Raw genomic sequence first — 23623 nt, 5'->3', positions numbered from 1 at the left:
GGTGGTGCCGGCGGCGCGGGCGGCGCCGGCGCGGGTGGCTCGGCCGGCGCGGGCGGCAGCCTTCCCGCGGACGACAGCGGCTGCGATTGCCGCGCGGCGGGCACCACGCGGGGCAACACAGGCTCGGCGGGCGTCCTCGGCCTCGCGCTTGGCCTCGCGGCCTTCGCGCGGCGCCTGCGCTCGCGGCGCGCCGGGTTCTAGATCGAAAAACGCAGGCCCCTCTCCCGCGCGGGGGAGGGGCGTAGCGCCGGGGTTTCACCCCGGACCCGACCAGGGGCTGTCCGCCCCTGGACCCGGACCAGGGCAAGCCCTGGACGCGGGGCGACAGCGCGCGATGCGCGCTGTCGACAGGGAAAACGTCGCGACCAGGTACGGCAGCGCTACTGTTTTGGCTGGCAAGCTCGTGGAGGGTCTTGCCCCGGTCCCGTCCGAGAAACCGCGCATTGCGCGGTTTCTCGGCCTTCGGTCCAGGCCGTGCCTGGTCCGGGGTGCAGGGGGCGGACAGCCCCCTGCTGGGGTGCGGGGCGAAGCCCCGCGCTCACCTTTCAGCCCATCGCTGGCGTCGGGCGCCGCGACGGCCTTCGCAGGGCGAGCCCGGCGACGCGCCCGGCGAGCTCTGCGTCGGACACGCTCTTCGATGCGTACCCGTGGGCTCCCACGCTCACTGCGAGATCCGCGAGCTCCATGTCGGACTTGTCCCCGACCAGCATGATCCGGGTTTGTCCGAGCCCGTAGGCGTCCCGGATCATCTTCACGAGCAGACCGCCGTCGAGCCGCGGCATGTCCACATCGACGAGCACGATCTCGCAGCCCGTCTCGCGGACCGCGTGCAGGCTGCCGAAGGGACCCTCGTGGAAGCGTGCCCGCATGCCTGCCTTTTCCAGGCAACGCACGGCACGCTGGCCGAAGGTCGGGTCGTCGTCGATGATCAAAACGCGGGCCATGTCCGACCCTGATGCAAGGACCGGACCACGATCAGGAAACGCTGGAAATGCCCGAAAAGAAAGGGCTTCTTCGGCTCGCACGTCCAGGACGTCTTGCAGGGCTAAACGGCCGGTGCGAGCCAGCTTTGCACTTCTGCGATCTTCGCGTGCAGAGCCCGCTCAGAACGTCCCGCGCACGCCCGCCGTGCCGATCCCGAGCACCGGCGTCCACGTGATCCCGGAGGCCTTCTTCTCGTCTTTTTTGGGCTTCTCGGTCGGACCCGCGATGAGCAGCGGCACGCCCACGCCGAGGCCCACCACGCCGACCACGAGGCCTGCCGTCGTCGCGTAGCGCAGCGCATCGAAGAAGTCCGCGTCCGCGTGGAACTCCGGCTGACACGTCCGGTTCGGGCACTTCGTGGTGAGCTCCTGCTCCTTCGAAAGCGCGAGCCCGCCCGTCACCCCGAACGCCACCATGCCGCCCGCGCCGACGCCGATCCCCACCCAGGCGATCGTCCTCCAGAACGGATCCGGCTCCGGCGGCTTCGGCTTCGGCAGCGGCGGGAGCATGAGCACGACTTTCTCCGTCTGCTTCACGACGAGGTCGACCTTCTTCTTCACCTTCGTCTCGCCGCGACGAACCTCGACCTCGTGCTGCCCTGGATCGATCGGGCGCTTCTGCCCGAGCAGCGCGAGCGGGATCTGCGTGCCGTCGACGTACACCGTGATGCCGTCGCCCAACGGCCCCGTGACTTCGATCGTCAAGCTCGGGATGAGCGGCAAGAGCTCCTCGCGCTCCTTGAGCGCGTCGGCCTGCGCCTTGCGGAACGCCGGCGTGACCTGCGTGCGCGAGAGATCCATGCGCGTCACCGCGAGGTAACGCTCCGTCGCCTCGACGAGGCGGCCGAGCTTGACGAGGCTACGCGCCGCGCGCAGGCCGAGCGTCGGCGCGGGGACGAGCTGATCGGCGAGGTTGAACTTCTCGAGCGCCTCGGCGTACTGGCCCTTGTCGAAGAGCGCGATGCCCTCCTCGCCGAGCTTGCGCGCGGCGCTGCGGGTCGCGAAGTCCTGCCCCGTGCTCACGGCCGGCGAGAGCCAGGTGAGCGCGGCGAAGGCGAGCGGCAGGCACGTCCGGAGGGGCGCTCGCGTGGGCTTCGAGGGAGGGCGGTTCATCGGTTCGTCGGGGCTCGTGTTCGTCTCAGAAGCCGAGGACGTCTTCCTTCGTGGTCTTCTTGGTCCCGGTGTGGATCTTCGGGGCTGCGCCCGCGTCGGGCGCGCTCGGCACAGGGGGCGCGCCCGCGTCGTCCGCGGGGGTCGTCGTGACGGGCACGTTCGGCGCGGGGCTCGGCGCGGCGCTCGGCGGGCTCGCGGGAGGCAGCGCGCTCGCGGCGGGGCGGAGCGCCGAGGGCGTCGGAGCTGTCGTGCCTTCGTCACGCCCCTTCACGATCCACACGGCGCCGACCGCGCCCAGGAGGAACACCGGGAGCACCGCGAGCGCGATCGTGAGCGCGCGCCGCGAGCTCGGGTTCGCCGCGCCGCTCGACCAGGCCGTGTTCCGCCCCGTCGGCTCGGGCCGACCCGACTGCACCATCGAGCCGAGTGGCACCGTGGCCGCGCCTCCGCCTTGGCTGCGCAGGAGCACGAGCGAGAGCCCCTCGGCGAGCTCGCGCGCGGACTGGAACCGGTCCTTCGGCTCGCGTTGCGCCGCGCGCGCGAACCACGCGTCGAAGCCCGGCGGCACGTTCCGTACGACCTGCGAGGGCACGGGCAGCGGCGCCGAGCAGATGCGCATGAAGAGCTCGCCGAGCGTGCTGCCCGAGAAAGCTCGCACGCCTGTCACGCACTCGAACGCGATCATCGCGAGCTGCCAGAGATCCGAGCGGGAATCGATCTCCTTGCCGAGCACCTGCTCCGGGCTCATGTACGCGGGCGTCCCGAGCACCGTGCCCGCGTGCGTCTTCAGGTGCGGATCGTGGCCGCCGTCGGCCGTCTTCGCGATGCCGAAGTCGAGGATCTTCACGACCTCGCGCCCCTCCTCGACCGAGAGGAAGACGTTCTCCGGCTTGAGGTCGCGATGCACGATCCCCTGCTTGTGCGCCTTCTCCAGCGCGCGCGCCATCTCGCGGAAGATCCGCACCGCGTCCGACGCGGGCAGCACGCGCGTGCGCGTGAGCCGCTTTGCCAGGCTCTCGCCTTCGAGCAGCTCCATCACGATGTACGCGACGTGCCCTTGCGCGCCGTGATCCATCGTCTGGACCACGTTCTCGTTCTTGAGCCTCGCCGCGGCGCGCGCCTCGTGGAGGAAGCGCGCCATCGTCTCTTGCGGGTTCTGCGACGACGCGAGATCGACGAGCTTCACCGCCACGGTCGTGCCGAGCGACGTGTGCTCGGCGCGCCAGACTTGCCCCATGCCGCCGGCCCCGATGGGTGTGGTGAGGCGATATTTTCCCCCGATGATCGAGCCCGGCGCCCAGGGGCTCGGCCTCACGCTCTGCAGCTCGGGTTCGGGGGGTCTCACGGCGGAGACCAAAGTCTAAACCACGACCCGCCGAAACGGGAAACACCCCGTGCGTGGGTCCGTCCGATCTAGCGCGGGCCCCGGCTCATCCGCATCGGGACCTGGGCCGCGGGCCCCTGGGGCGGGAGCGTTTCGCGCACTTCGATCGAGCGCGTCTCGTCGTACTCCGGCTCGCCTCCGACCGACAGCGAAGGCCAGTCGGGAAAGTAGGTCCCCGGCGGGATCACCACCGCGTACGTGGGCGGCTCCGGCGCGAGCGGCACCTCGGCAGCACGCTCCGTCGCGCCGCGCCCGCAGGCCACGCCGAGCACCGAGAGGCCACACACGAACGCGAGCAGGGAGAACCGACACGGGGCCGAAGATCCCATGCCCCGGCCTCACGCAAGGCGCGGGCCGGGGCGGTGTGCAGGACGTGCGCGACGGGAATCCGGCCAATCAGGACGGATGTCTCGATCAGGATCCGTTGGCCTTCGCGGGGCCCGTGGGGGGCGTGGGGGCCGGGAGGAGCGGGAGCAGCCCGTGCGGCTGCGCCGGGGCGGCGACCTGCACCAGAGGCGGCGCGGCTGCGGCGCGCTCGCCGCGGTACCGCTTGATGCAGCCCGCGAGGATCTCGCCGATGAGCGTCCGGAAATCCATGCTCGCGACCTTCCCGATGACGCAGAGATCGCTGAAATCCGGGGTGAGCCCCGGCAGCGGGTTGCACTCGATCACGTACACCGTGCCGTCCTTCGCCATGCGCAGATCGATCCGCGCGACGTCGCGGCAATGCAGCGCGAGGAACGTGTCGCGCGCGATCCTCTCGATCCGTTTGAGCTCCGCCGATCCGAGGTTCGCCGGGCATTCGAAGCGCACGCGCGTCGTGCCCATTTGTTTCTCCTCGAAGCCGTAGACCGGGTGCTCGGGCGGATCGACGAAGACCACCTCCATCGGCGGCAAGACCCGCGGCCTTCGATCGCCGAGCAGGCCCACGGTGAGCTCGCGGCCGTCGACGTACTCCTCGACGAGCGCCGGTTGCCCGTATCGCTCGAGCAGGACCTTCGCCGCGGCGCGTGCGCTCGCCTCGTCCGGCACCACGGACGCGCTGCTGATCCCCTTCGACGTGCCCTCCGCGTTTGGCTTCACGATCACCGGGTACCGGAAGGCCTTGAGCTTCTCGCGTCCCGTCGTGAGCACCTGCCACTCGGGCGTCTCGATCCGCGAGGCGCGCAGGATCTGCTTCGTGAGGCCCTTGTCGAGGCAGAGCGAGAGCGTCGTCGGATCGCTGCCGGAGTAGGGGATGCCGAGCAGCTCCAGCATCGCGGGCACCTGCGCCTCGCGTCCGCGTCCGCGTACGCCCTCGGCGATGTTGAAGACCACGTCGGGCTGCGACGCGAGCAGCCGGTGCGGCAGATCCGGCTTCGCTTCGAGCGGGATCACCGTGTGGCCGAAGCTCTCGATCGCGTTCGTGATCGCCTCGATCGTCTGCGGCGAGTCGAACTCCGCCTCCGCGTCGCCGCCGTCGCGCTTCATGTTGAACGTGAAGCCCACGCGCAGCGCGGCCTTCTTCGAGCGGCGGCTGGGCGTGTTGTCGACGAAGTGCGACATGCCCCTCCGCTTGCAGGCGCTGCGCACGATCGATCGGATCACGCCGTCGTAATCGAAGCCGCCCTTCTTCGCCGCGACGAACATCGCCGCGCTCGGATCGAGCGAGGGAAGCGCGTCGACCTCGAGGAAGTGGATGTCGTAGCCCGTCTGCGGCGACCCCGGCGCCACGCGGAACTCGCAGCGCCCGAGGTCCTTGAGATCGAGCGCCCGCACGATCCTGCGCGTCAGCGCCTGGATGCGATCGAGCACCGCCGCCGGCAGCTCCGCCGGGCGCGTCGTCACGTGCTCGGGCCGCACATTCTTCAGGTGGAAATCGTAGACGTTGTAAAGGTTCTGGTACCGAGGATCGATCACGTACTCGACCGGATCGAGGATCCCGTCGCTGCCGAGTCCCTCGACGAACGAGCACGACACGTCGATCCCGCGCAGGAAGCGCTCGACGAGCAGGCCCGCGGGGTACCGCGAGAGCTGTCGGTCGACGATCTCGGCGAGCTCGTGGCCGTCCTCGCAGACGCTGAAATCGCCGGAGATGCCCTTCGAGGAGCCCTCGAAGTTCGGCTTCACGATGACCGGGAACGTCACGTCGTCGAGTACGCCGCCCTCGATCGCCACGCGCGTCACGAGCCGCGCGCGCGGCGTCGGCACGCCGAAGCCCGCGAGCGTGCGCTTCGTGAGCGCCTTGTCGAGCGTGAGGCAGAGCGTGTGCGCGTCCGAGCCCGTGTACGGGAAGCCGAGCTCGTCGAAGAGCGCGGCGTAGAACGCCTCGCGCATCTTGCCCTTGTGCCCCTCGGCCATGTTGAACACGAGATCGGGCGAGATCGATTCGAGCCGCGCGATGACGCGGGATGCGGGGCCGGAGACCTCGACGCGCTCGACCTCGTGACCTGCGCGCACGAGGGCCCCTTCGATCGCGTCGATGGTTGCTGGACTGTCGAACTCCGCCTCTTCGGGGGAGCCCGTGATCTTCAAATTGTAGGTGAGCGCGAGGCGCATCGTTGGAATGGAGGGTGCCGAAGGAGGGGGAGGATGTCGCGAGTTTTTCGAGGGAAAATGTAGCTGGGCGAGCGTGTCTTGCGGGCGGACGGACGCTGCGTCAAGCGTCTAGGGCTCCCCTCCTGCGGGACCACGTGCTACGGCCCCGTGCGTGACGGATCTGGTGGCCTTTCCTCCGCCCACGTTCCCCGAGCCGGCGGACGAGCTCAACGAGCCCCAGGCGCGGGCCGTGGCCCACGCCGAGGGCCCGCTCGTCGTGTTCGCGGGCGCGGGCAGCGGCAAGACGCGTGTCATCACGTACCGCATCGCGAACCTGCTCGCCGGGCACCGCGTGCCTCCGTACCGCGTGCTCGCCGTGACCTTCACGAACAAGGCGGCCGGCGAGATGCGCCGCCGCATCGCGAGCCTCGCGGGCGACGAGATCGCCAAGGAGCTCTGGATCGGCACGTTCCACGCGACGTGCGCGCGCCTGCTCCGCCGCTTCCACGAGGCCGCCGGCCTCGAGCGAAACTTCGTCATCTACGACGACTCCGACCAGCGCGCGGTCGTCGCGCGTGTCTTGAAGGAGCTCTCGCTCGACGACAAGCGCTACCCGCCGCGGCAGGTCCTCTCGCGCATCCACAAGGAGAAGCAGGAGGGCCGGGCCCCGGCCGACTTCGAGCCGCAGGGCTTCTTCGACGACGCGATCCTCAAGGTCTACGAGGGCTACGAGCGTTACCTCCGCAAGGCGAACGCCGTCGACTTCGACGACCTCATCCTCTCGGTCCTGCGCATCGCCGAGGATCCGAAGAGCCTCGCCGGCGAGGACCTCCGCGCGCGCTTCCGGCACGTCCTCGTCGACGAGTTCCAGGACGTGAACCAGGTCCAGTACCGCCTCGTGCGCGCGCTCGCCGCGAGCCGCAACCTCTGCGTCGTCGGCGACGACGATCAGAGCATCTACCGCTGGCGCGGCGCCGACGTGCGCATCGTCAGGAACTTCCGGCGCGACTTCCCCGACGCCGCCGTGATCAAGCTCGAGCAGAACTACCGGTCCACGGGCAACATCGTCCGGTCCGCGCTCGGCGTCATCAAGCCGGCGAAGGATCGCGAGCCGAAGGAGCTCTGGACCGCGCGCGACGGCGGCGAGCCCGTCGTCGTCGTCGCCGCGCAGAACGAGCACGACGAGGCCGCGTGGGTGGCCGAGCGTGTGCGCGAGGCCCAGGCGCGAGGCGTCCCGCTCGGCGAGGTCGCGATCTTCTACCGCGTCCACGCCCAGTCGCGCGTGCTCGAAGAAGTCCTGCGCGCCGAGCGCATCCCCTACCAGATCGTCGGCGGCATGCGCTTCTTCGAGCGCGCCGAGGTGAAGGACTGTCTCTCGTACCTGCGCATCCTCGACAACCCGAAGAGCGACGTCGACCTCGAGCGCATCATCAACGTCCCCGCGCGCAAGATCGGCGGGGCCACGCTCGATCGGCTCACGCAGGTCGCGAACGCGCTGAACGTCCCGCTCTACGAGGCGATCCTGCCGCTCACGGATCGCGGCGGCCTCGGCACGGCCGCGAAGAAGAGCTTGCTCGCTTTCCGTGATCTCATCGAAAGCCTGCGCGAAAAGGCCGCCTCCGCGCCGCCGAGCGACCTTGCGCGCGAGGTCCTCGAACGCACGGGTTACGCCCGCATGCTCGACGAGGACGACAGCGCCGAGAGCGACGCGCGCAAGCAAAACCTCCAGGAGCTCATCGGCTCCATCCTCGATTACGAGGCCGAGGCCGCGGCGGCGGGCCAGGTCGGCGCGCTCTCCGGCTACCTCGAGCGCATCACGCTCTCGAGCGACATCGACGCGCTCGAGGACGCGCCGCGCGTCTCCATGATGACCGTGCACGCGGCCAAGGGCCTCGAGTTCGACACGGTCTTCATCACGGGCATGGAGGACGAGATCTTCCCCTTCAAGGGCCCGGATCCCAAGCGCAACGAGGACATCGAGGAGGAGCGCCGCCTCGCCTACGTCGCGGTCACGCGCGCCCGAGAGCGCCTCTTCGTCACGCACGCGGCGCGGCGCATGATCTTCGGCAACACGCGCTTCGGCGTGCCGAGCCGCTTCATCGCCGATTTCCCCGTCGCGGGCGTAAAACCCCTCATGACGGCCGCGGCGTCGAGCGAGCGCTCCTTCCGCGACGGCTACCGCGACGAACCCGCGCGCCCGCGCGGGCCATGGACGCATCCCATGGATCGCGGGGGCGACGCGCCCGCGCGCTCGTTCGCCGCGCCTTCGCCGACCCTGCCCGCGCGCGCGCCAGGCGAGCGCTACATCGAGCGTGAGCCGGGCGAGGCCTCGGGCGAGGGCGGCCTCGCGCGCGGGGCGCGCGTCATGCACGAGAAGTTCGGCGTCGGCGCCATCGTCGACGTCGATCCCGGTGACGACCCGATCGCCACCGTGAAATTCTCGGGCTGGGGCGTGAAGCGCATCAAAGCACGATTCCTGCGGACCGAGTAATCCGATACACCCTCCGATGCCACGCATGACCCTCGCAATGGGGGGACGACGTGGTGTACGCTGGAAGATCGTAGCGCCGCGATTTTCGAGCGAAGGAGGGCTTGAAGGATGAACACCGAAGCCGGACTGCTCCAGGAGCTCGCCGACGGAATGCCGGATCCGATGTTTTTCAAGGACCGGCAGCATCGCTGGATTGCATTCAATCGCGCCTTCTGCGACCTCCTCGGCCGGCCGGCCGAGGAGATCCGCGGCCGGAGTGATCCCGACTTTTTCCCGCCCGATCAGGTCACCGTCTTCTGGCAGCACGACGACCTGGTCTTCGAGACGGGTCGGCCCGACCTCAACGAGGAGAAGATCACGCTCGCCGACGGCGGGCTCCGGATCCTCTGGACGCGCAAGGTGCCGATTCGCGACGCGTCGCGGTCCGTGGTGGGCCTCTATGGGCTCATCATGGATATCACCGACCAGATGGAGCACGCCCGCAAGACCGAGGTCCTCGAAGCCGAGGCGGCGCGGCAGCAGGCAATCATCGAGGCGCAGGAGCGGGTCATCGACGGCCTCGTCGTGCCGGTGCTCGAGATATGGGAGGGCATCCTGTTATTGCCGCTCGTCGGCGCGCTCTCGCAGAGCCGGGCGGCCCATGCCATCGAGAGTGTGCTCGCCGCCGTCAGCGAGCGCGGCACGGAGACGGTCCTCATCGACGTCACGGGCGCAGGTTTGCCCGACGCCTCCGGGGCGGAGATCATCGCCCGCGCGGTGCGCGCCCTCGCCTTGCTCGGCTGCCGCACGATCCTCGTCGGAATCAGCGCGGAGTCAGCCCGCACGTTCGTCGAGGGAGGCCTGGATCTCGGTGGAATGACGACGTGCGCCACCCTGAAACAGGGGTTGTCCCGGGCGCTCGCATTGCGACGCAAACCGTCTGCGCGTTAATCGCGCCGCCTCGCCGGGGCGCTGCCCCGGGCCCCGCGGGGGCTGTTCGCCCCTCGACCCGAACCAGCGCAAGCGCTGGACTCGGGGCGGAAGAACTGCGCTCCGCGCAGTTCTTCCGACGGGCCGGTGGCAAGACCAGGGACGGCGTTGCCGGTTGAAATGGCAGCGCGGCTGTCTTGGTGGGCAGGGGGGTCGTTCGATGAACTGCGCATCGCGCAGTTCATCGACCCTGGGTCCAGCGCTTGCGCTGGTCCGGGTCCCGGGGCGGATAGCCCCGGGTGGGGTCTGGGGCAACGCCCCAGCGCAGCGGCCCCGAGAAGAGACCTCGTCCCTCAGCGCGCCTTGATCTGATTCGCGACGGCCTCGGCCTTCGCCTTCGCCGCCGCCTCGTCGCCGAGGTACCGGCGCGAGATCGGCTTCAGATTCGCGTCGAGCTCGTAGAGCAGCGGCACCCCCGTCGGGATGTTCAGCTCCACGATCTCCGAATCCGAGATCCCGTCGAGGTGCTTCACCAGCGCGCGCAGGCTATTTCCGTGCGCTGCGATGATCACGCGCTTGCCGCTCCGGATCGCCGGCGCGATATCGGACTCCCAGAACGGGAGGAACCGCGCCACCGTGTCCTTGAGCGATTCGCTCGCCGGAATCTCTTCCTTGCGGAGCGAGGCATAGCGCGGATCCTTGCCGGGCCAGCGCGGATCGTCCTCGGTCATCGCGGGCGGCGGCGTGTCGTAGCTCCGGCGCCAGACCTTCACCTGCGCCTCGCCGTGCTTCGCCACGGTCTCGGCCTTGTCGAGCCCTTGCAGCGACCCGTACATCCGCTCGTTCACCCGCCAGCTCTCGGTGACGGGGATCCACATCCGATCGAGCTCCTCCAGCACGATCCACAGCGTCTTGATGGCGCGCTTCAGCACCGACGAGTACGCCACGTCGAACGTCAGCCCCTCGGCCGCAATCATCTGCGCGGCGGCGCGCGCCTCCTCGACGCCTTTTTCGCTGAGCGGCACGTCGACCCAGCCGGTGAAGCGGTTTTCCTTGTTCCACTGGCTCTCGCCATGGCGGAGGAGGACGAGCTTGTGCATCGTGTTCTTCCCTTCAGAGAGCTTCATCCGACCTCACAACGAGGCCGCCCGGGGGCCATGACGCGGCCCCTCTCCGGCGTCAAGCGTCTCGTCCCGAGGCCAACGCGTCGCCGCGCCGCGTCGATCCCGCTCGCCTTCGAGTCGCTCTTCAGGTATCGGAGGCGATCCGATGAGCTCCCCCGTCCACGCCACGTTCCTCGTCGCCGCGCCCGATCAGCCGGGCCTCGTCGCGCGTCTCGCCGGCTTTTTCTACAACGCCGGTCTCAACATCATCGACGCCGGCAACCACACCGACGTCCATGTCGAGGGCGGAGCGCGATTCTACATGCGCATGGTCGTCGACGTCTCGGGCCTCTCCGCCCCCGCAGCAAGCGCAGCCCTCGGAGGCTCCTCGACCCGCGCAGCCCTCGAGCGCGCCTTCGGCGATCTCGCCCAGACCCTCTCGGCCACCTGGTCCGTCCGCTACGGCGACCAGATCCAGCGCGTCGCCGTGCTCGTCACGAAAGACCCCGCCTGTCTCTACGATCTCGTCCTGCGGCAGCGCTCGGGCGAATTGCCGTGCGAGATCCCGCTGGTCCTTTCGAACCACCCGACCCTCGAGCCCGTCGCCGAGAGCTTCCGCATCCCATTCTTTTGCCTGCCCGTCACGCCCGACACGAAGCGCGAGCAGGAAAAGCGAATCCTGGAGCTCTGCCGTCGTCACCACGTGGATCTCGTCGTGCTCGCCCGATACATGCAAGTCCTCACCGAGGACTTCCTGAACGAGGCGCCGCCGGTCATCAACATCCACCACGGCTTCCTACCCGCATTCCAGGGCGCCAAACCGTATCACCAGGCCCACGCGCGCGGCGTGAAAATGATCGGCGCGACAGCCCATTACGCAACGAAGGACCTCGATCAGGGCCCCATCATCGAGCAAGACGTCGCCCGCGTCACGCACGCAATGGGCCCCGAAGAAATGGCCCGCACCGGCCGAGACGTCGAGCGCGTCGTGCTCTCCCGCGCCGTCCGCGCCCATCTGGAGCGAAGGGTCATCGTCGAGGGACGGCGGACGATCGTGCTCTGATGGCGTAGCGCTGGGGCGTTGCCCCAGGCCCCACCAGGGGCTATCCGCCCCTGGACCCGGACCAGCCAGGGGCTGGACCCGGGGTCGATGAACTGCGCGATGCGCAGTTCATCGAACGGCCGCTGGCAAGACCGGCGACGGGCTGGCCAGCCAAGACGGCGGGGTCGACGTACTTGGCTGGCAAGGTGGTCCGTGGTTTGCCACGGGCCCGTCCGAGAAACCGCGCATCGCGCGGTTTCTCGGCCTTCGGTCCAGGCCGTGCCTGGTCCGGGGTGCAGGGGGCGGACAGCCCCCTGCTGGGGTGCGGGGCAAAGCCCCGCTCCGCGCTCAAGGCGTGCCGATCGCGAGCACCTTCAGCTCCGAGATGTTCACCTTGTTGAAGCGCCCGCTCTGCCCGCCCATGCCGTTGTACGAGCCGAAATGGGCGAAGTCGCTCATGTTGCCGGATCCGGCGTCCTCCCGGATCACGATCGAATAGGTCTTTCCGGCCACGAGGTCGACCGGCACGAAGTTCGAATCACGCCAGTCGTCCCACGTCGCGAGGTGCGGCATCGTGAGCTGCCCGCTGCCCACGAGCGTCGCGCCGTCCCACACCTCGATCGCCTTGACCCCGCAGGTGATCCCCGTCGTGTAATCGCCCGCGCCGTTGCCCGCCGTCACCTGCAGCAGATGCCGCCCCGACTGCTTCGCGGTCACGTTCGCCACCGTGATCGTGTGCCCGGGATCGCCCCAGTTCTCGTAATGCCAGCGGCCGTGGTTCAGGACGAGCGTCCCGCCCGTCGCCTGGAAGCTCTGCTGCGCGCCGAACGACTGGATCCGCGTGTTGTTCGGCCCCCAGTAACACCAGGGCCGCGCTCGCTGCGAGGCGTTGCCCGACGCCTTGAAGACGGCCTCCACCGTGTAGCAATACGTCTTCGTCATGTACTCCGTGCTCCCCGGGTCCACGTACGACGTCGTGCCTCCGGGCAGATCCTGCGCGATTCGCGTCCCGTCGCGATACAGGTTGAGCGTCACGTCGTTCGGGTTCTCCCCCACGGAGAAATTGACCTGGACCCGATCGTTCGTGATCACGAGACCCGAAATCGAGGGCGTGTGCGGGCCGAACACGTTCTTGTAATCGGCGATCTCCGCGTCTCCGAGCGCGGTGATCCCCTTCGTCGACGGCGCGCCGGCGCCGAGCTCGATCTCGAACACGCTGTCTTGCCCGAGCGCCGCCGCGTCCACGAAGCCCGTCCCCACGTCCTGCCCGTCGAGCCGCGCCGCCGTCACGTCGAGCAGCCCATTGTCGCCCGACACCGCCGGGAGCTTCACCCGGACCGAGATCCGCTTCCCCTTGTACCGCACGCCCGACAGCGTGATCTCGTCCATCCCCGAGAACAGCGTATTGCGCAGCTCCCGCGTGATCTTCGGCGCGAACCGGATTCCCGCCTGCGTCGCTTCCAGCCCGAAGATCACGTCGTGCACGACCCCGACGAACCCCGCCACGCTCCAGAGTTGCCTTTGCGAATTGACGACCGGCCCGCTCGTCGCCCCTTCTTCCTTCCAGTTCGCTCCGGTCACGGCCTCGAAGTTCTCCATGTTGGAGAGGTTCAGCGCCGCGCCGCGCACGAGCGCGCGCACCGCGTTGTCGATCGCGTCCGCGTTGCCCGCCTTCGCCGCGGCCTTCGCCCAGAACGCCGTCACGAACGGCCAGATCGCGCGATTGTGATAGATCCGCGTATTCTGCTGCTGCGGCCAGATCACGGGCGCGCCCTTCGGCAAATGCGGGTACCGCGCCACGATCTCCTCCGCCTCGGCCTTCGTCGCGACATCGAACAGCACCGCGAACGCCGACCCCAGAAGATCGTATTGCAGCGTCGGCGCCGGATCCAGATACGTCGTGACGAACGTCGAATACATCTGCCGCTCGGGCAAGAACAGCCGCGCCCGGATCGCGTCCCGGAGCGCCGTCGCCCATCCTGCGTATTTCTGGCTCGCCGCCGTATCCCCCTTCTCCTCGGCGAGCTTCGCGGCGACGTCGAGCATCACGAGGTGCGCGATGTTCGTCCCGAGCGCCTTGCTCATCCCGATCTGCACCGTATCCGTCGCCACCCACGCCGGATACGTCTGCTCGCGCCAGTCGAGGAACGACTGCTCGCCGCGATAAAGCCCGTCGGCCTTGTCCCACACGACGAGCCGATCGTGCTCCGCCGTGTTCACGATCGCCTCGTATGCGAGGTCCCGGAACGCCGACCGCTCCGCGCCATCGAGGTGCTTCAAGAGCTCGAACGCGCCCATCGCCCACACCACGCGGTCCGACGAGATCGGATAACTCCCGCCCGTCCCCGTATCCTGCACGATCTCGCGCTTCGTCCCGTCGCGGCGGAGGCTCGTCTTGAACTCCATCGAGTTTCGCGCCCGCGTCGGATCGAGCAGCGACAGCCCGAGCGCCACCGAATACGACGTATCCCGCGTCCAGACGTATTTCCAGAGCCGCCCCGTCTCGAAGCAGCCGCCTTGCGGGCAGGGCAGGGGATTGCCGCCATTGAACGCGTAATCGCTGATCGCCGCGACCGAGCACTCGCGTGACTCCTCGACGGCCAGCGCATACAGCGCGTCCAGCATGTCGTGCCCCGTCCGCAGCACGGGTTGTCCGGGTACCTCCGTGATCGTCCGCGGGTTCGACGGGTTGTTGTCGCGCAGCGGCCCCGTGGTCGAGAGCACGTACGTCCGCGCGCAGCTCGCCGCGTTTTGCACGACGACCGTGGCCTGATTCGGCGCGTCGTACCACGTGCCCGTCCCGGACGCGGGCGTCCCCGTGGGCGGCACACATTCGGCGCTGCTGCCGCCGCCGCTGCCGCCGACGCCGCTGCCGCCGCTGCCGCTGCTACTCGCGCTGCCGCCGCCGCTTCCGCCGCCGCCTGCGCCACTGCCTCCGCTCCCGCTCCCGCTCGAGCTTCCCGAGCCTGTTCCGAGGGTCGTTCCCGAGGTCGTACCGCCCAATTCGTCACCTCCGCATCCGAGGGCCGCGAGCGCGGCGAGGGAGACGAAGCAAGAGCCCAGGGTGTTGCGAAGCACGCTCATGATGAGAAAACACGTCGCGTTTTCGCCCCGCTTGTCAAGCCCGAAGCGATTTGCGGTATCGTCCCGAACCCATGACCGCCCTCGCCGCCGTTCCTCGGGCCAGGCTCTCGCTTTTCGACAAGCTCGTCTACGCCGCGGGGAACACCGGGAACGTCCTCGGCTACCAGCTCGTCACGACCTACGTCCTGCGGCTCTACGCGCCGCCCGACGACAAGGGCACCGCGCTCATCCCCGCGTTCCTGGCCGGCGCGATCCCCACCTACCTCCTCCTGAACCTCATCGCGCGGGGCTTCGATACCTTCTGGGACCCGATCGTCGCGAACTGGTCCGATCGCAGCAAGCACCGCTTCGGCCGCCGCCGCGCCTTCATGCTCGCGGGCGTCTTTCCCCTCGCGCTCACGGGGGGCCTCGTCTTTTTCCCGCCCACGGCCGCATCGTCGTTGCTCAACGTCGCCTGGCTCGGCGCCACGCTCACGGCCTATTACGCGATGTTCTCGGTCTACGTCGCGCCCTACCTCGCGCTCCTGCCCGAGATCGCGCCCGACAAGCAGGAAAACACCTCGCTCTCGACCCTGCTCGCGGCCGCGGCCCTCCTCGGCGCGCTCTTCGTCATGGTCGTCGCCCCGGCCCTTTTCCTCGGCAAAGGTGGTGACGATCGTGTCGAGCTCCAGACCATGGCCGGCGCGCTCGCCGTGCTCTCGTTCGTCTTGATGCTCCTGCCCGTCGTTTTCGTCGACGAGCGGCGCCTCTCCGTCCGCGCGACGGCGTCGGAAACCGCGCCGAGCCACCTCGGCCTCGTGGATTCGCTGCGCGCGACGTTCGCGGACCGCGCATTCTTGCCGTATGTCTTCGGCTACACGCTGTATTTCTTCGCCTTCAACATGATCTCGACGGGCGTGCCCTTTTACGTCGAGGTGCTCATGGGCCGGCCGCTCGCCGAGGTGGGCAAGCTCCTCGGCCCCATGTTCGGCGTGGCCGCCCTCGCGTTTCCGCTGCTCGGCGGCCTCACGCGGCGGATCTCCAAAAAGGGGGCGATGATCGCCTCGGCGCTCGTCTTCGGCGGATTGATGGCCCTCGTTCCGGTCGTCCACGACGTCCGGATCGGCATGGTCATCTTCGCGCTCGCGGGCGTCCCGGTCGCGATCTTCATGGCCATCCCGAACGCCATTCTCGCGGACGTCTGCGAGGCGTCCACGCGGCGCACGGGGGAGCGCCGCGAGGCCATGTTCTTCGGCGCGCAGGGATTTCTGCAGAAGATTTCGCTCGGCGTCTCGACGGGTGTGTTTCAGTGGGTGAAGGACGCGCTCGGCAGCTCCGCGGAGAAACCGCTCGGCGTGCAGGTCACGGGGCCACTCGCCACCGTGATTCTGCTGCTCGCGGCCCTCGCATTCGCGAGGTACCCGGAGGCGCGGGTCACGAAGGAGATGGAAGACCGGGGGTGATCACGGCCGGGGCACCACCGCGAATTGCGGCTCCGTGCTGTAGTCCGGCTTCACGCTTCGTGCCATGAACACGTCCCAGGCCTCCTGGGCGCCCGGGATCTTCGATTCCACCGCCGCCGCGAGCGCCGGCTGCATGTTCGACGGATACCCTTGCGTGCTCGGCGAGTAGCCGACCATCTCGCCTGCCTGGAGCATGAGCGCGGCCCCCATCTCCGGACCCCCGCAGGCCATCGACGCCACCTCCGGGTGCCCCTCGTGCACCACCGATGCTTGATAGGCCTCGGCGAACGTCGTGAAGAACTTGTTCTGCGCCGTGTCCTTCACGGGCAGGTGATAGACGCTCCCGAAGATCCAGCAGAAATCGGGACCGATCATGCGCCCGACCGGGAATTTCGATTTGTACTCGAGCAGCGGCCGCGCGTCCTCGAAGCCGAGCGAGACCAGGTGGCCGACGCTCCACGTGAAGAAGTCATCCATCCACGGCGCCATCGTGCCATCGTCGTAGAGCGAATATCCATTCGTGAGGATACCGAGCAGGTTCGCATCCGGGTTGTCGATGTAGTTCTTCTTGTACCACTCGATGTTGTAGCCGACCCGATCGGTGAAATACTTCTTCATCGGATCGTCGTCCGGCGTGATGTACGCCGCCTGCCCCAGCGTCCGCAGCGACCAGGCCTGGCCGCGCGTCTGATCGAATTGCACGAGGCCCTTCCTGTTCTCGCGGTAGCCCGGATTCGACTGGAGCATGTTGAAGTTCGCCCAGAACTGCAGCTCCTCCAGGTAGTAACGATCCCCCGTGAGCAGATAAGGCAGGTAGACGAGCGCTGGCTGGTGCGCCGAATCGGGCTCGTAGGGGCTCGAGCAATCGCCCCCGCAGGGGGGGAACGCGTCGGAGACGCCGGTCTCGGGATTGACGGCGTCGCCGGGGTTGCCGAGCAAGGTCATGTACGCGTGGTCTTCGAGCGACACGATACGATCGGTCACCTTGTCGCGGTAATGGATGGGCCAGCTCCCCGCGCCGTCCGCGGTGCCGAGCGTGGCCCGCTTCGCGCGTTCATCCATGGACAGGAGCCACATGGCGCTCCAGCCCGGCATGGGTCCGATATCGGTCCTTCCTCCGGTCTGGGGCATGTATTCCTCTGCCAGGCCGATCCCCATGGGCTCGTACGCCTTTGCGCCGTATGCCGTATCGAGGTTCGCGAGCGCCGCTTCGGCCGGCACCAGCGTGGGATCGAAGTGCGGGACGGCGCCGGTGGAGAGCAGATAAGGAACGTCGTGCTCGACGTGGACCTGCGGATCCTCGCCCCACCAGAACGCCTTGCGCCAGCGCGCCTTCCGAAGATGCACGAGCCCGCTCTTCGTGTAGACGGACTCCTTGTCGGTATCGATCGCGAGATCGTAGGTGAAGTTCTGCGGGTTCGGCTCGTACGTCCAGTCGTTCTCGACGGTCACGCTCACGAGCACGCTGGGTTTGCCCGCGTATGCGCGCACGTCGAACCGCGCCGTGAGGTGCGGGTGTTCGCCGCCTGTGCCGGCCACCGGCGCCACCACGGACCACTCGGAGACGAGCGGCCCATCGAGCCAAGCCGGTCCTACCTTGGCTTCGAGCAGCGAGCGCGCGGACGCCTCGTAATGCGCGCCCGCGAGGTCCACCGATACTTTGGCGTCGAACGTCGTCGCGAGCAGATCCGACGCCGAGACGGAGGCATCATCTTCACCGGCCTCCGCGGGATACAGCTCGAGCGTCGTGCTCCCGCTGCCGGGCAACTTGGGAATGCGCGCCGTCAGCACGGCGTGGCGGAGCGAGCCATCGGCGTGTGTCGCCTTGGCGTCGACCTGGAGAGGAACATCCACGCCCTCGATACGCGCCCCCACGGTGGCGCCGGAAGGCACGTCGCCGACCGCGAATGGATGCGCGAACGTGACGAGCACGTCCTGCCGCTCGGACGCGCCGCCGCTCCGATCGACGACGACGACCCTGGTGAACGTCTCCCCGAGCGGATTGTGACCGCCGGCGCCCGCCGAGCCGCCGTCGCCGCCGCTCCCGCCGCTGCCGCCAGGATCGTTCCCGCCGCAGGCCGCCAAGGCGAGCGCGGTGAAGGTCGTGAACAGCGAAAAAGCAAGGTTCCTCATCAGCAATCTCCGAGCACATCGGCCTCTGGCCGCAGCCTGCCGTGTGCTTGCAAAAGAAGGCGTTGACGTCCGGACCGTCGACAGCACAACCACGTCCGATTGTAAAATGCAATGGTATCGTTTGTTCTGAATTTTGCGTTCGTGTGATGCCACATTATTCGAGCATGGATGTGCTTCGTGAAATCGTCACATGGCGAGATGCGGCTTCGCTTCCCAAAGACGTTTTCGACGTGCTAGCGTCCGGTCATCGAAGCGACACAGCCGATATCAAGAGAGGTATCGGCTCCGCATCCCCGACGATGGATGATTGCCGTCGGGAGAAAGAGTTTCGTATATGCTGAAATCAAGCTTGCTTTCCCCGCGGCTTTGGCTCCCGCTCGTCGGGCTCACGGTGTTGTTCGCGGCTTGCACCGAACCGTCCACCGAGCAGAACAATCCGCCCGGCGATCCCTCCGGAACGGGTGGATCGGGCGGCAGCGGCGGCGCGGGCGGCGGTGGTATCGGCGGCCAGGGTGCCGGGGTGACGGCGCCGGGCCCCGACGCGGAATGGGGGACCGGGAGCGACGTCGGCTCTCTCGAAGGCGGCGTGTGGACGCCGGGCCGCGACGAGAACGGCCTCGTCAATGCCGACTCGTGGGATCTCGTGCCCGGCGGGCAATGGATCGAGGTGAACGGTACGAGGCTCGATGCCCTCGACGCCGAGGTGAAGGAAAAGGTCCCGGGCTGGAATGATTACGGCTCGGGGGACTGGAACTCCGTCACGGTCGCGTGGAACTCCCCCGCGCACGACCCGGAGGGCAGCCGCGCGTGGTGGGTCTCCTCCGGCGGGCACGCCGATTCGAGCAACAATGGCATCTACCGTTTCGACGCATTCCGGATGGCCTATGCCATCGAGCATCTCCCCTCGGACACCACGCAGTGGAGCGACGCCTACAAGGCGGCGAGCACGTACACGAGTTGCCCGGAGTCCTCCGCGGAGTTCGACGCCGCCCTCGCCGCGGGCACCTTGAAGGAGGAGAACGACTGGTTCTACGACGAGCTCTACTGGGATCGGCAGCCGACGGCGCGCCACACGTACTCGGGCGTGGTGTACGTCCCGAAGACCAACGAGCTCGTGATGGCGGTGCGGCGCCTCTGGCGCTACTCGCGCGACGAGGGCAAGTGGGTTTACAAGCGGCTGCCTGCCATGGAGTGGCAGAACAAGCTGGGCGAGGAGAGCCTCGCCATTTACGACGAGTACAAGGACCAGCTCCTCGTCGCGTCGTGCGGCTCCAACGGGCCGTGGAGCAATACCTTCGACATGAACACGTCGAACTGGACCGGCGAGGGCACGTCCTGGAATGGCTGGGACTGGAACGGCGCCGCCGATGCGCGCTTCGGCGACCGCGTCGCCATCTTCAAGGTGCCGGAAGATCCCGCGACCGGCCAGTACGCGGCCAAGGGCCTGTACCAGCTCTTCGACGTGAAGGAACGCAAGGTCGTGCAGAGCGGCACCGTGCAGTACGCGGACGGCCTCTCGGCGGTCGACTTCCCGGTGGGCGACAGCGCCGGCATGGTGTACATCCCGCCGCTCGACCGTTATTGGGTGGCGACCAAGAACAAGGAAGGCAAGCTCGGCTGGTTCGAGCTCAATCCCACGACGGAGCCGTGGACGCTCCGCCCGCTGGTGCAGGACGGCACGACCCCCGAGCTCGACGGCCATACCCAAGTGCGCCGCCGCATGCTCTGGATGCCGAAGCTCCACGCGATGGTCTTCCTCGGGTCCGGGACGAAGAACATCATGGTCTATCGATTCTGATGACCGATTCCGCGGAGCCACGGCACGCGGAGCCGTGACCGTCCGTCTGGCGCAGGCCCCGCCGGAACAGCCTGATCCGCGGAGCTCGAGCCGTCACTTGTCGGGACGGGTCGGTTTCGGCATGGGTTTGCCCGTGAAGGGGTTGATACGTGGCTCCGGCCGCGGCGGCTCGGGGGGAAGCTCGGGCGAGCCGGGCCAGGTGATGCCGACTTTCTGAAGCCCGCGTTGGACGCTGAGCTGTCGCTCTGGGTCGGGCGGCTTGGCGAGGAGCGTCGCGAGCTCGTCGGTCGTGAATTCCGTGGGGCCCTGCATCCGCCGATCGACCACCGCGTCGATGATCGCGTGGATGGGTGCGTCCGTCGTTCGGACGCGCTCCTCCCGATACGCGGCGAAATCCGGACTCCACCAGAGCGGCAGTTGACCGTTTTGGAGCTGGCCCCATGGGACCAGTCGGTCGGCGCCGGCGGCCGTCGGGGCGTCGAAGAGTGAGCCGGCGACACGATCGCCGTGCAGCCAGAAGCCGACGCCTGCATCCCTCTGTCCATGCTCGGGTCCCACGCCGAGCATGCCGACCGCTATCACGAGCGCGGGCTCGAGCTCAGCGGGAAGCCCTGGCACGGCCCCGCGCACATCGTCTGGGCCACCGGTCACCGCGTCGACGGACAGGCCGAGCTGCTCGATCGGGCCAAACCCGAGCTCGTACGCGAGACCGACGACGCCCGCCTCGTTCCACGCGATGACCTCGTTGTTCCCCTCCAGGTCGTCTTCGTTGAAGGCGCCACGCTGGACGTCGCCCGTCCAGTCTGAGTACGGGCAGACCGGGTGCCGCGGGCCATTCGGGAGCTTTGCGACGATGGATTCGACGTAGGCGCGCAGCGCGGCGCGCACGATGGCATCTCGGTTGAATACGAGGCGTCCGCGGCGATGGGTACGCACGACCATGAGGCCTCGACTAGGCCACGTTGGTCTCGGCGTCAACGTGCTCGAAGCATGCGCCCGGCTGCCACGTCAGGGCGTGTACACCGACGCGTTGTTGAGCCTCTTCACCTCCTCCTCCGGCGGGTTTTTATTTGAAAAATGCCTGTTGAGCGCCCGCGATATGACCGCCGCGTTCCTGTTCGAGTTCGTGCCCCACGGGCAATTGCGCTTGTCCTTCATGGGCACGACGTGGTGCACTTGTGCTTCCGTGTCGGGATATTCAAGCGGTTTTTTCTTCGGATCTCCGAGGACGAGCGGCTCCTCGCACTCTGTGGCCACTTCCTCGCAGTTCTCGTTCATCACCGTGCAAGGCCACTTGAAGCCCGCGAGATCGGAGTGGATTTCGCCCACGCCCGCGTCGCCCTTGTGCGCGTCGCGGTTGACCTGGAGGATCCACTCTGTCTGCGTGAGGGGCGTGCCGTCGGCGCCGACCATGCCACTGTCGCAGTTGTTGAACGGCTGCCCGGGTCCGAGGGTCTTCGGCTCCATCAAGTTGCGGTACGGCCCGCTCACCTCCGTCGGCACACCGTCGACCTCGACGAGCGGCGTCTGCCTCGGTGCGTCCACGAGGGCGATCGTGATCTTGTTCGCGGGATCCGGACCGACTTGCAGCGTGTAGTCACCGTTGCCGACGGCCTCGCACTCGTAGCCCTTGTCGGACGGCGCAGCTCCAAAGACCTCGGCGATCCTTTGGGCATCCGTGCACGCCTTCCCCCTCGGCGTCATCTCCTCCTCCTTGTAGAAGCAGTTGAACGTGGGGGTGGGGCCTTCGGACATGTAACAAGCGCTCCCGAACGCGGCGATGTACTTCTCGCGCAGCGCGAGGTCCATGCTCGGATTGCCGAGGAGCGGAATACGATAACGCATGCACGGATCGGGCATCGTCGCCGCACATTCGGTCGGCGTCTCGGTCGGGGTATCGGGTGGAGTAGGGCACGAATTGAGAGGCCCCGGCTCATTCGAACCACACGCCCCCGTCATCCATGCCCCACCCAAGCCCCACACCAGCACGCCCAGCATGGCCGAGCGGAGTCTCGTCATTGCCTGCATGGTGTATCGAGTCCCACGTTCATCGGCTCGGCGGCAACGGGAAACCAGCCAGGTGGCTCACGATGCGCCCGGGAATCGCGCTAAAGGCCTTGGCGTCTGAGCTGCCTCATCGTCGCTTGCCCCTCCGAGGACCATGCCCCACGCCCCCCGATCCGCCCTGCTCGCCGCCCTGGTATCGGGCGTACTCTCCGCTTGCCGAGCTTCGCCCTCGCCCTCGCCCACGCCTCCGCCCCGCGACGCGGGCGAACCCGTGACCCAAAGCCCCGCGGTCGTGCTTCCGTCGGCCGAAGACGCCGCCGAGGCGAAGCGCTTCCTCTCCGAGCTGCGCGGCCGCCTCGATCAGGAGCACTCGCGCGCGAAGCTCGAATGCGACGGCATTTTCGTGCCCGAGGGGCTGAAGCTCCCCGGCTACTACATCCCCGAGGGTATCTCCAGCTACGAGCCTTGCACCTACCCGTCCGCGGACGAGCGCGAGCGCCTGCGCAAGGTCGTGAAGAAACACGAGCACCGGACCGTGTCCCGCTTCGAGCGCGCGCACCGCGACGCGAAGGTGGAGGGGCCGAAGCACCACGCCACGGTGCCCGAGCCGATCGACCTGTGGGAGTTCAGTTGCCAGACGCCCCGAGGCGTCGCGATCCGCTGGCACTGGATGATCGAGGGGCCTTATCGGCCTCACTTCAATGAAGTCGTCGGGGAGACCTTCCCGTTCGTGCGGAACGACCTCGAGCGGCTGTACCTCGTCGACGGCGACAAGGTGAAGGTGCTCGATCCCGGCGGACGCGCGAAGGACGCCTGGTCGATCTTCCCTCTCGGCACGGTCGATCTGGATGGCGACGGCGCTGCCGAGATCGTCTGGTTCCAAGGTCGTTCCGCCGAGCCGCGTTCGCATGCCACGTCCCAGACCCTCAAAATCGCGTGGAGCGGGGCGCCCCTGCCGCTGCCCGAGGCCATCCGAGGGGAGCGATGGGACGGCAACTTCAAGCTCTTCCGCGAGGGCGACGCGACGCTCATCCGCCTCGGGGACGGTCCGCCGCAAGCGGAAGAGCCGACCTTCACGGTTCGGGAAGGCCGGTTCGTCCCCTGGAAGCCGGCGGCCGACAAGAGCGCCCCGACGACCGGGCCGTGCGCGGCCGTCGAGCGCAAGCACGCCGCGATGGAGACCCTCGTGGGGTTCGCCGAGTACGGCACCGGCGTCGAGGCGTGCGCCGGCGACCTCACCCCCTGCGGGCCGCTACCGGAGCGGGTGCGGAGCCTCTACGAGGCGCTTCTTCAGGCCGACCTTGCCCCGCAGGAGGCCCGCCGGTGGGTGGCCAAGCTTTTCCGATTGGACGAGCGAGCCTTGCCCGGGGTCCCCGCCCTGAGTGATGAGGGCAAGAGCCACTGAGCCTGGGTCCTCCGGCCGCTTCCTCCTTCGCCTCCGCAGCCACCCTCGGGGTGCCTCGGCTCTTTCGACATGGTTCTCCGAGCCAGGCCGAGGGTGCCGCTCCGAAGTCTCTTCAGGACGAGGACCCTTCCCCAGGGTGCCTGGGCTCTGTGCATGGAGTGCCTCCAGCCTGCCTGTGGGTGCCTCCCCGCATCCAATCGCGTGAACCGAGG

16 protein-coding genes and 1 pseudogene are annotated in these 23623 nt (G+C 68.2%); 7 read left to right on the top strand and 10 right to left on the bottom strand.

The genetic code is table 11. The features are described from left to right. A pseudogene (locus QHF83_RS39080) lies at positions 1-201 on the top strand (hypothetical protein); the annotation flags it as partial. A gap of 344 nt (positions 202-545) precedes the next feature. Here QHF83_RS39080 and QHF83_RS39075 read toward each other — a convergent pair. The 5 genes from QHF83_RS39075 to QHF83_RS39055 form a co-directional block, all read right to left on the bottom strand. Further along, complete coding sequence (locus tag QHF83_RS39075) at positions 546-944, bottom strand: response regulator (protein ID WP_282423165.1); 399 nt, start codon at positions 942-944, stop codon at positions 546-548. Between the two features lie 159 nt (positions 945-1103). Beyond that, on the bottom strand, positions 1104-2096 hold the full coding sequence (locus tag QHF83_RS39070; RefSeq protein ID WP_282423164.1) for a hypothetical protein: 993 nt from the start codon (positions 2094-2096) through the stop codon (positions 1104-1106). A 25-nt stretch (positions 2097-2121) separates the two neighbouring features. Then, complete coding sequence (locus QHF83_RS39065) at positions 2122-3441, bottom strand: serine/threonine-protein kinase (RefSeq protein ID WP_282423163.1); 1320 nt, start codon at positions 3439-3441, stop codon at positions 2122-2124. A gap of 68 nt (positions 3442-3509) precedes the next feature. Further along, positions 3510-3809 (bottom strand): hypothetical protein, encoded by a 300-nt coding sequence (locus QHF83_RS39060; protein WP_282423162.1) that lies wholly within the window; start codon positions 3807-3809, stop codon positions 3510-3512. Positions 3810-3894: 85 nt separating this feature from the next. After that, positions 3895-6018: an ATP-grasp domain-containing protein gene (locus tag QHF83_RS39055; protein ID WP_282423161.1), complete on the bottom strand. Its 2124-nt coding sequence runs from the start codon at positions 6016-6018 to the stop codon at positions 3895-3897. A gap of 151 nt (positions 6019-6169) precedes the next feature. On the opposite strand from QHF83_RS39055, the gene QHF83_RS39050 reads away from it, so the two are divergent. Both QHF83_RS39050 and QHF83_RS39045 read left to right on the top strand, forming a co-directional pair. Then, positions 6170-8488: a UvrD-helicase domain-containing protein gene (locus QHF83_RS39050; protein ID WP_282423160.1), complete on the top strand. Its 2319-nt coding sequence runs from the start codon at positions 6170-6172 to the stop codon at positions 8486-8488. Positions 8489-8596: 108 nt separating this feature from the next. Then, complete coding sequence (locus QHF83_RS39045) at positions 8597-9418, top strand: PAS domain-containing protein (RefSeq protein ID WP_282423159.1); 822 nt, start codon at positions 8597-8599, stop codon at positions 9416-9418. A 332-nt stretch (positions 9419-9750) separates the two neighbouring features. Here the strand turns inward: QHF83_RS39045 and gpmA are convergent, their stop codons facing one another. Next, positions 9751-10497 (bottom strand): 2,3-diphosphoglycerate-dependent phosphoglycerate mutase, encoded by a 747-nt coding sequence (gene gpmA, locus QHF83_RS39040; protein WP_282423166.1) that lies wholly within the window; start codon positions 10495-10497, stop codon positions 9751-9753. 169 nt (positions 10498-10666) lie between these two features. On the opposite strand from gpmA, the gene purU reads away from it, so the two are divergent. Then, entirely contained in the window at positions 10667-11563 is an 897-nt protein-coding gene (gene purU / locus QHF83_RS39035) for a formyltetrahydrofolate deformylase (RefSeq protein ID WP_282423158.1), read from the top strand. A gap of 327 nt (positions 11564-11890) precedes the next feature. On the opposite strand, the gene QHF83_RS39030 is transcribed toward purU, so the two are convergent. After that, positions 11891-14626, bottom strand: coding sequence for a hypothetical protein (locus QHF83_RS39030; protein WP_282423157.1), 2736 nt, complete (start codon positions 14624-14626; stop codon positions 11891-11893). A 71-nt stretch (positions 14627-14697) separates the two neighbouring features. Between QHF83_RS39030 and QHF83_RS39025 the strand changes: the two genes are divergently transcribed. Then, on the top strand, positions 14698-16068 hold the full coding sequence (locus tag QHF83_RS39025; RefSeq protein WP_282423156.1) for an MFS transporter: 1371 nt from the start codon (positions 14698-14700) through the stop codon (positions 16066-16068). Here QHF83_RS39025 and QHF83_RS39020 read toward each other — a convergent pair whose 3' ends face one another. After that, complete coding sequence (locus QHF83_RS39020; protein WP_282423155.1) at positions 16069-18201, bottom strand: hypothetical protein; 2133 nt, start codon at positions 18199-18201, stop codon at positions 16069-16071. Between the two features lie 334 nt (positions 18202-18535). On the opposite strand from QHF83_RS39020, the gene QHF83_RS39015 reads away from it, so the two are divergent. Beyond that, a complete protein-coding gene (locus tag QHF83_RS39015) occupies positions 18536-19999 on the top strand; it encodes a hypothetical protein (protein WP_282423154.1) in 1464 nt (487 codons plus the stop codon). A 93-nt stretch (positions 20000-20092) separates the two neighbouring features. Here QHF83_RS39015 and QHF83_RS39010 read toward each other — a convergent pair whose 3' ends face one another. Both QHF83_RS39010 and QHF83_RS39005 read right to left on the bottom strand, forming a co-directional pair. Beyond that, a complete protein-coding gene (locus QHF83_RS39010; RefSeq protein WP_282423153.1) occupies positions 20093-20941 on the bottom strand; it encodes a hypothetical protein in 849 nt (282 codons plus the stop codon). A 66-nt stretch (positions 20942-21007) separates the two neighbouring features. Continuing rightward, complete coding sequence (locus QHF83_RS39005) at positions 21008-21844, bottom strand: hypothetical protein (RefSeq protein ID WP_282423152.1); 837 nt, start codon at positions 21842-21844, stop codon at positions 21008-21010. 433 nt (positions 21845-22277) lie between these two features. Between QHF83_RS39005 and QHF83_RS39000 the strand changes: the two genes are divergently transcribed. Next, positions 22278-23411 carry a hypothetical protein gene (locus QHF83_RS39000; protein ID WP_282423151.1) on the top strand — a complete coding sequence of 378 codons (1134 nt, stop codon included), beginning with the start codon at positions 22278-22280 and terminating at the stop codon, positions 23409-23411. The last annotated feature ends 212 nt before the right edge of the window (positions 23412-23623 follow it).

This window comes from Polyangium sp. 15x6 (assembly GCF_029960785.1).
Lineage (GTDB): Bacteria > Myxococcota_A > Polyangia > Polyangiales > Polyangiaceae > Polyangium.
The sequence above is the reverse complement of the archived record's forward strand: the minus strand, read 5'-3'. Positions and strand labels throughout refer to the sequence as shown.

Coding starts and splice junctions, on each gene's coding strand:
- QHF83_RS39055 (WP_282423161.1), bottom strand. CDS start 6,018: ATGCGCCTCGCGCTCACCTACAATTTGAAGATCACGGGCTCCCCCGAA.
- QHF83_RS39020 (WP_282423155.1), bottom strand. CDS start 18,201: ATGAGGAACCTTGCTTTTTCGCTGTTCACGACCTTCACCGCGCTCGCC.
- QHF83_RS39025 (WP_282423156.1), top strand. CDS start 14,698: ATGACCGCCCTCGCCGCCGTTCCTCGGGCCAGGCTCTCGCTTTTCGAC.
- QHF83_RS39060 (WP_282423162.1), bottom strand. CDS start 3,809: ATGGGATCTTCGGCCCCGTGTCGGTTCTCCCTGCTCGCGTTCGTGTGT.
- QHF83_RS39070 (WP_282423164.1), bottom strand. CDS start 2,096: ATGAACCGCCCTCCCTCGAAGCCCACGCGAGCGCCCCTCCGGACGTGC.
- QHF83_RS39015 (WP_282423154.1), top strand. CDS start 18,536: ATGCTGAAATCAAGCTTGCTTTCCCCGCGGCTTTGGCTCCCGCTCGTC.
- QHF83_RS39030 (WP_282423157.1), bottom strand. CDS start 14,626: ATGAGCGTGCTTCGCAACACCCTGGGCTCTTGCTTCGTCTCCCTCGCC.
- QHF83_RS39075 (WP_282423165.1), bottom strand. CDS start 944: ATGGCCCGCGTTTTGATCATCGACGACGACCCGACCTTCGGCCAGCGT.
- purU (WP_282423158.1), top strand. CDS start 10,667: ATGAGCTCCCCCGTCCACGCCACGTTCCTCGTCGCCGCGCCCGATCAG.
- QHF83_RS39010 (WP_282423153.1), bottom strand. CDS start 20,941: ATGGTCGTGCGTACCCATCGCCGCGGACGCCTCGTATTCAACCGAGAT.
- QHF83_RS39045 (WP_282423159.1), top strand. CDS start 8,597: ATGAACACCGAAGCCGGACTGCTCCAGGAGCTCGCCGACGGAATGCCG.
- gpmA (WP_282423166.1), bottom strand. CDS start 10,497: ATGCACAAGCTCGTCCTCCTCCGCCATGGCGAGAGCCAGTGGAACAAG.
- QHF83_RS39005 (WP_282423152.1), bottom strand. CDS start 21,844: ATGCGTTATCGTATTCCGCTCCTCGGCAATCCGAGCATGGACCTCGCG.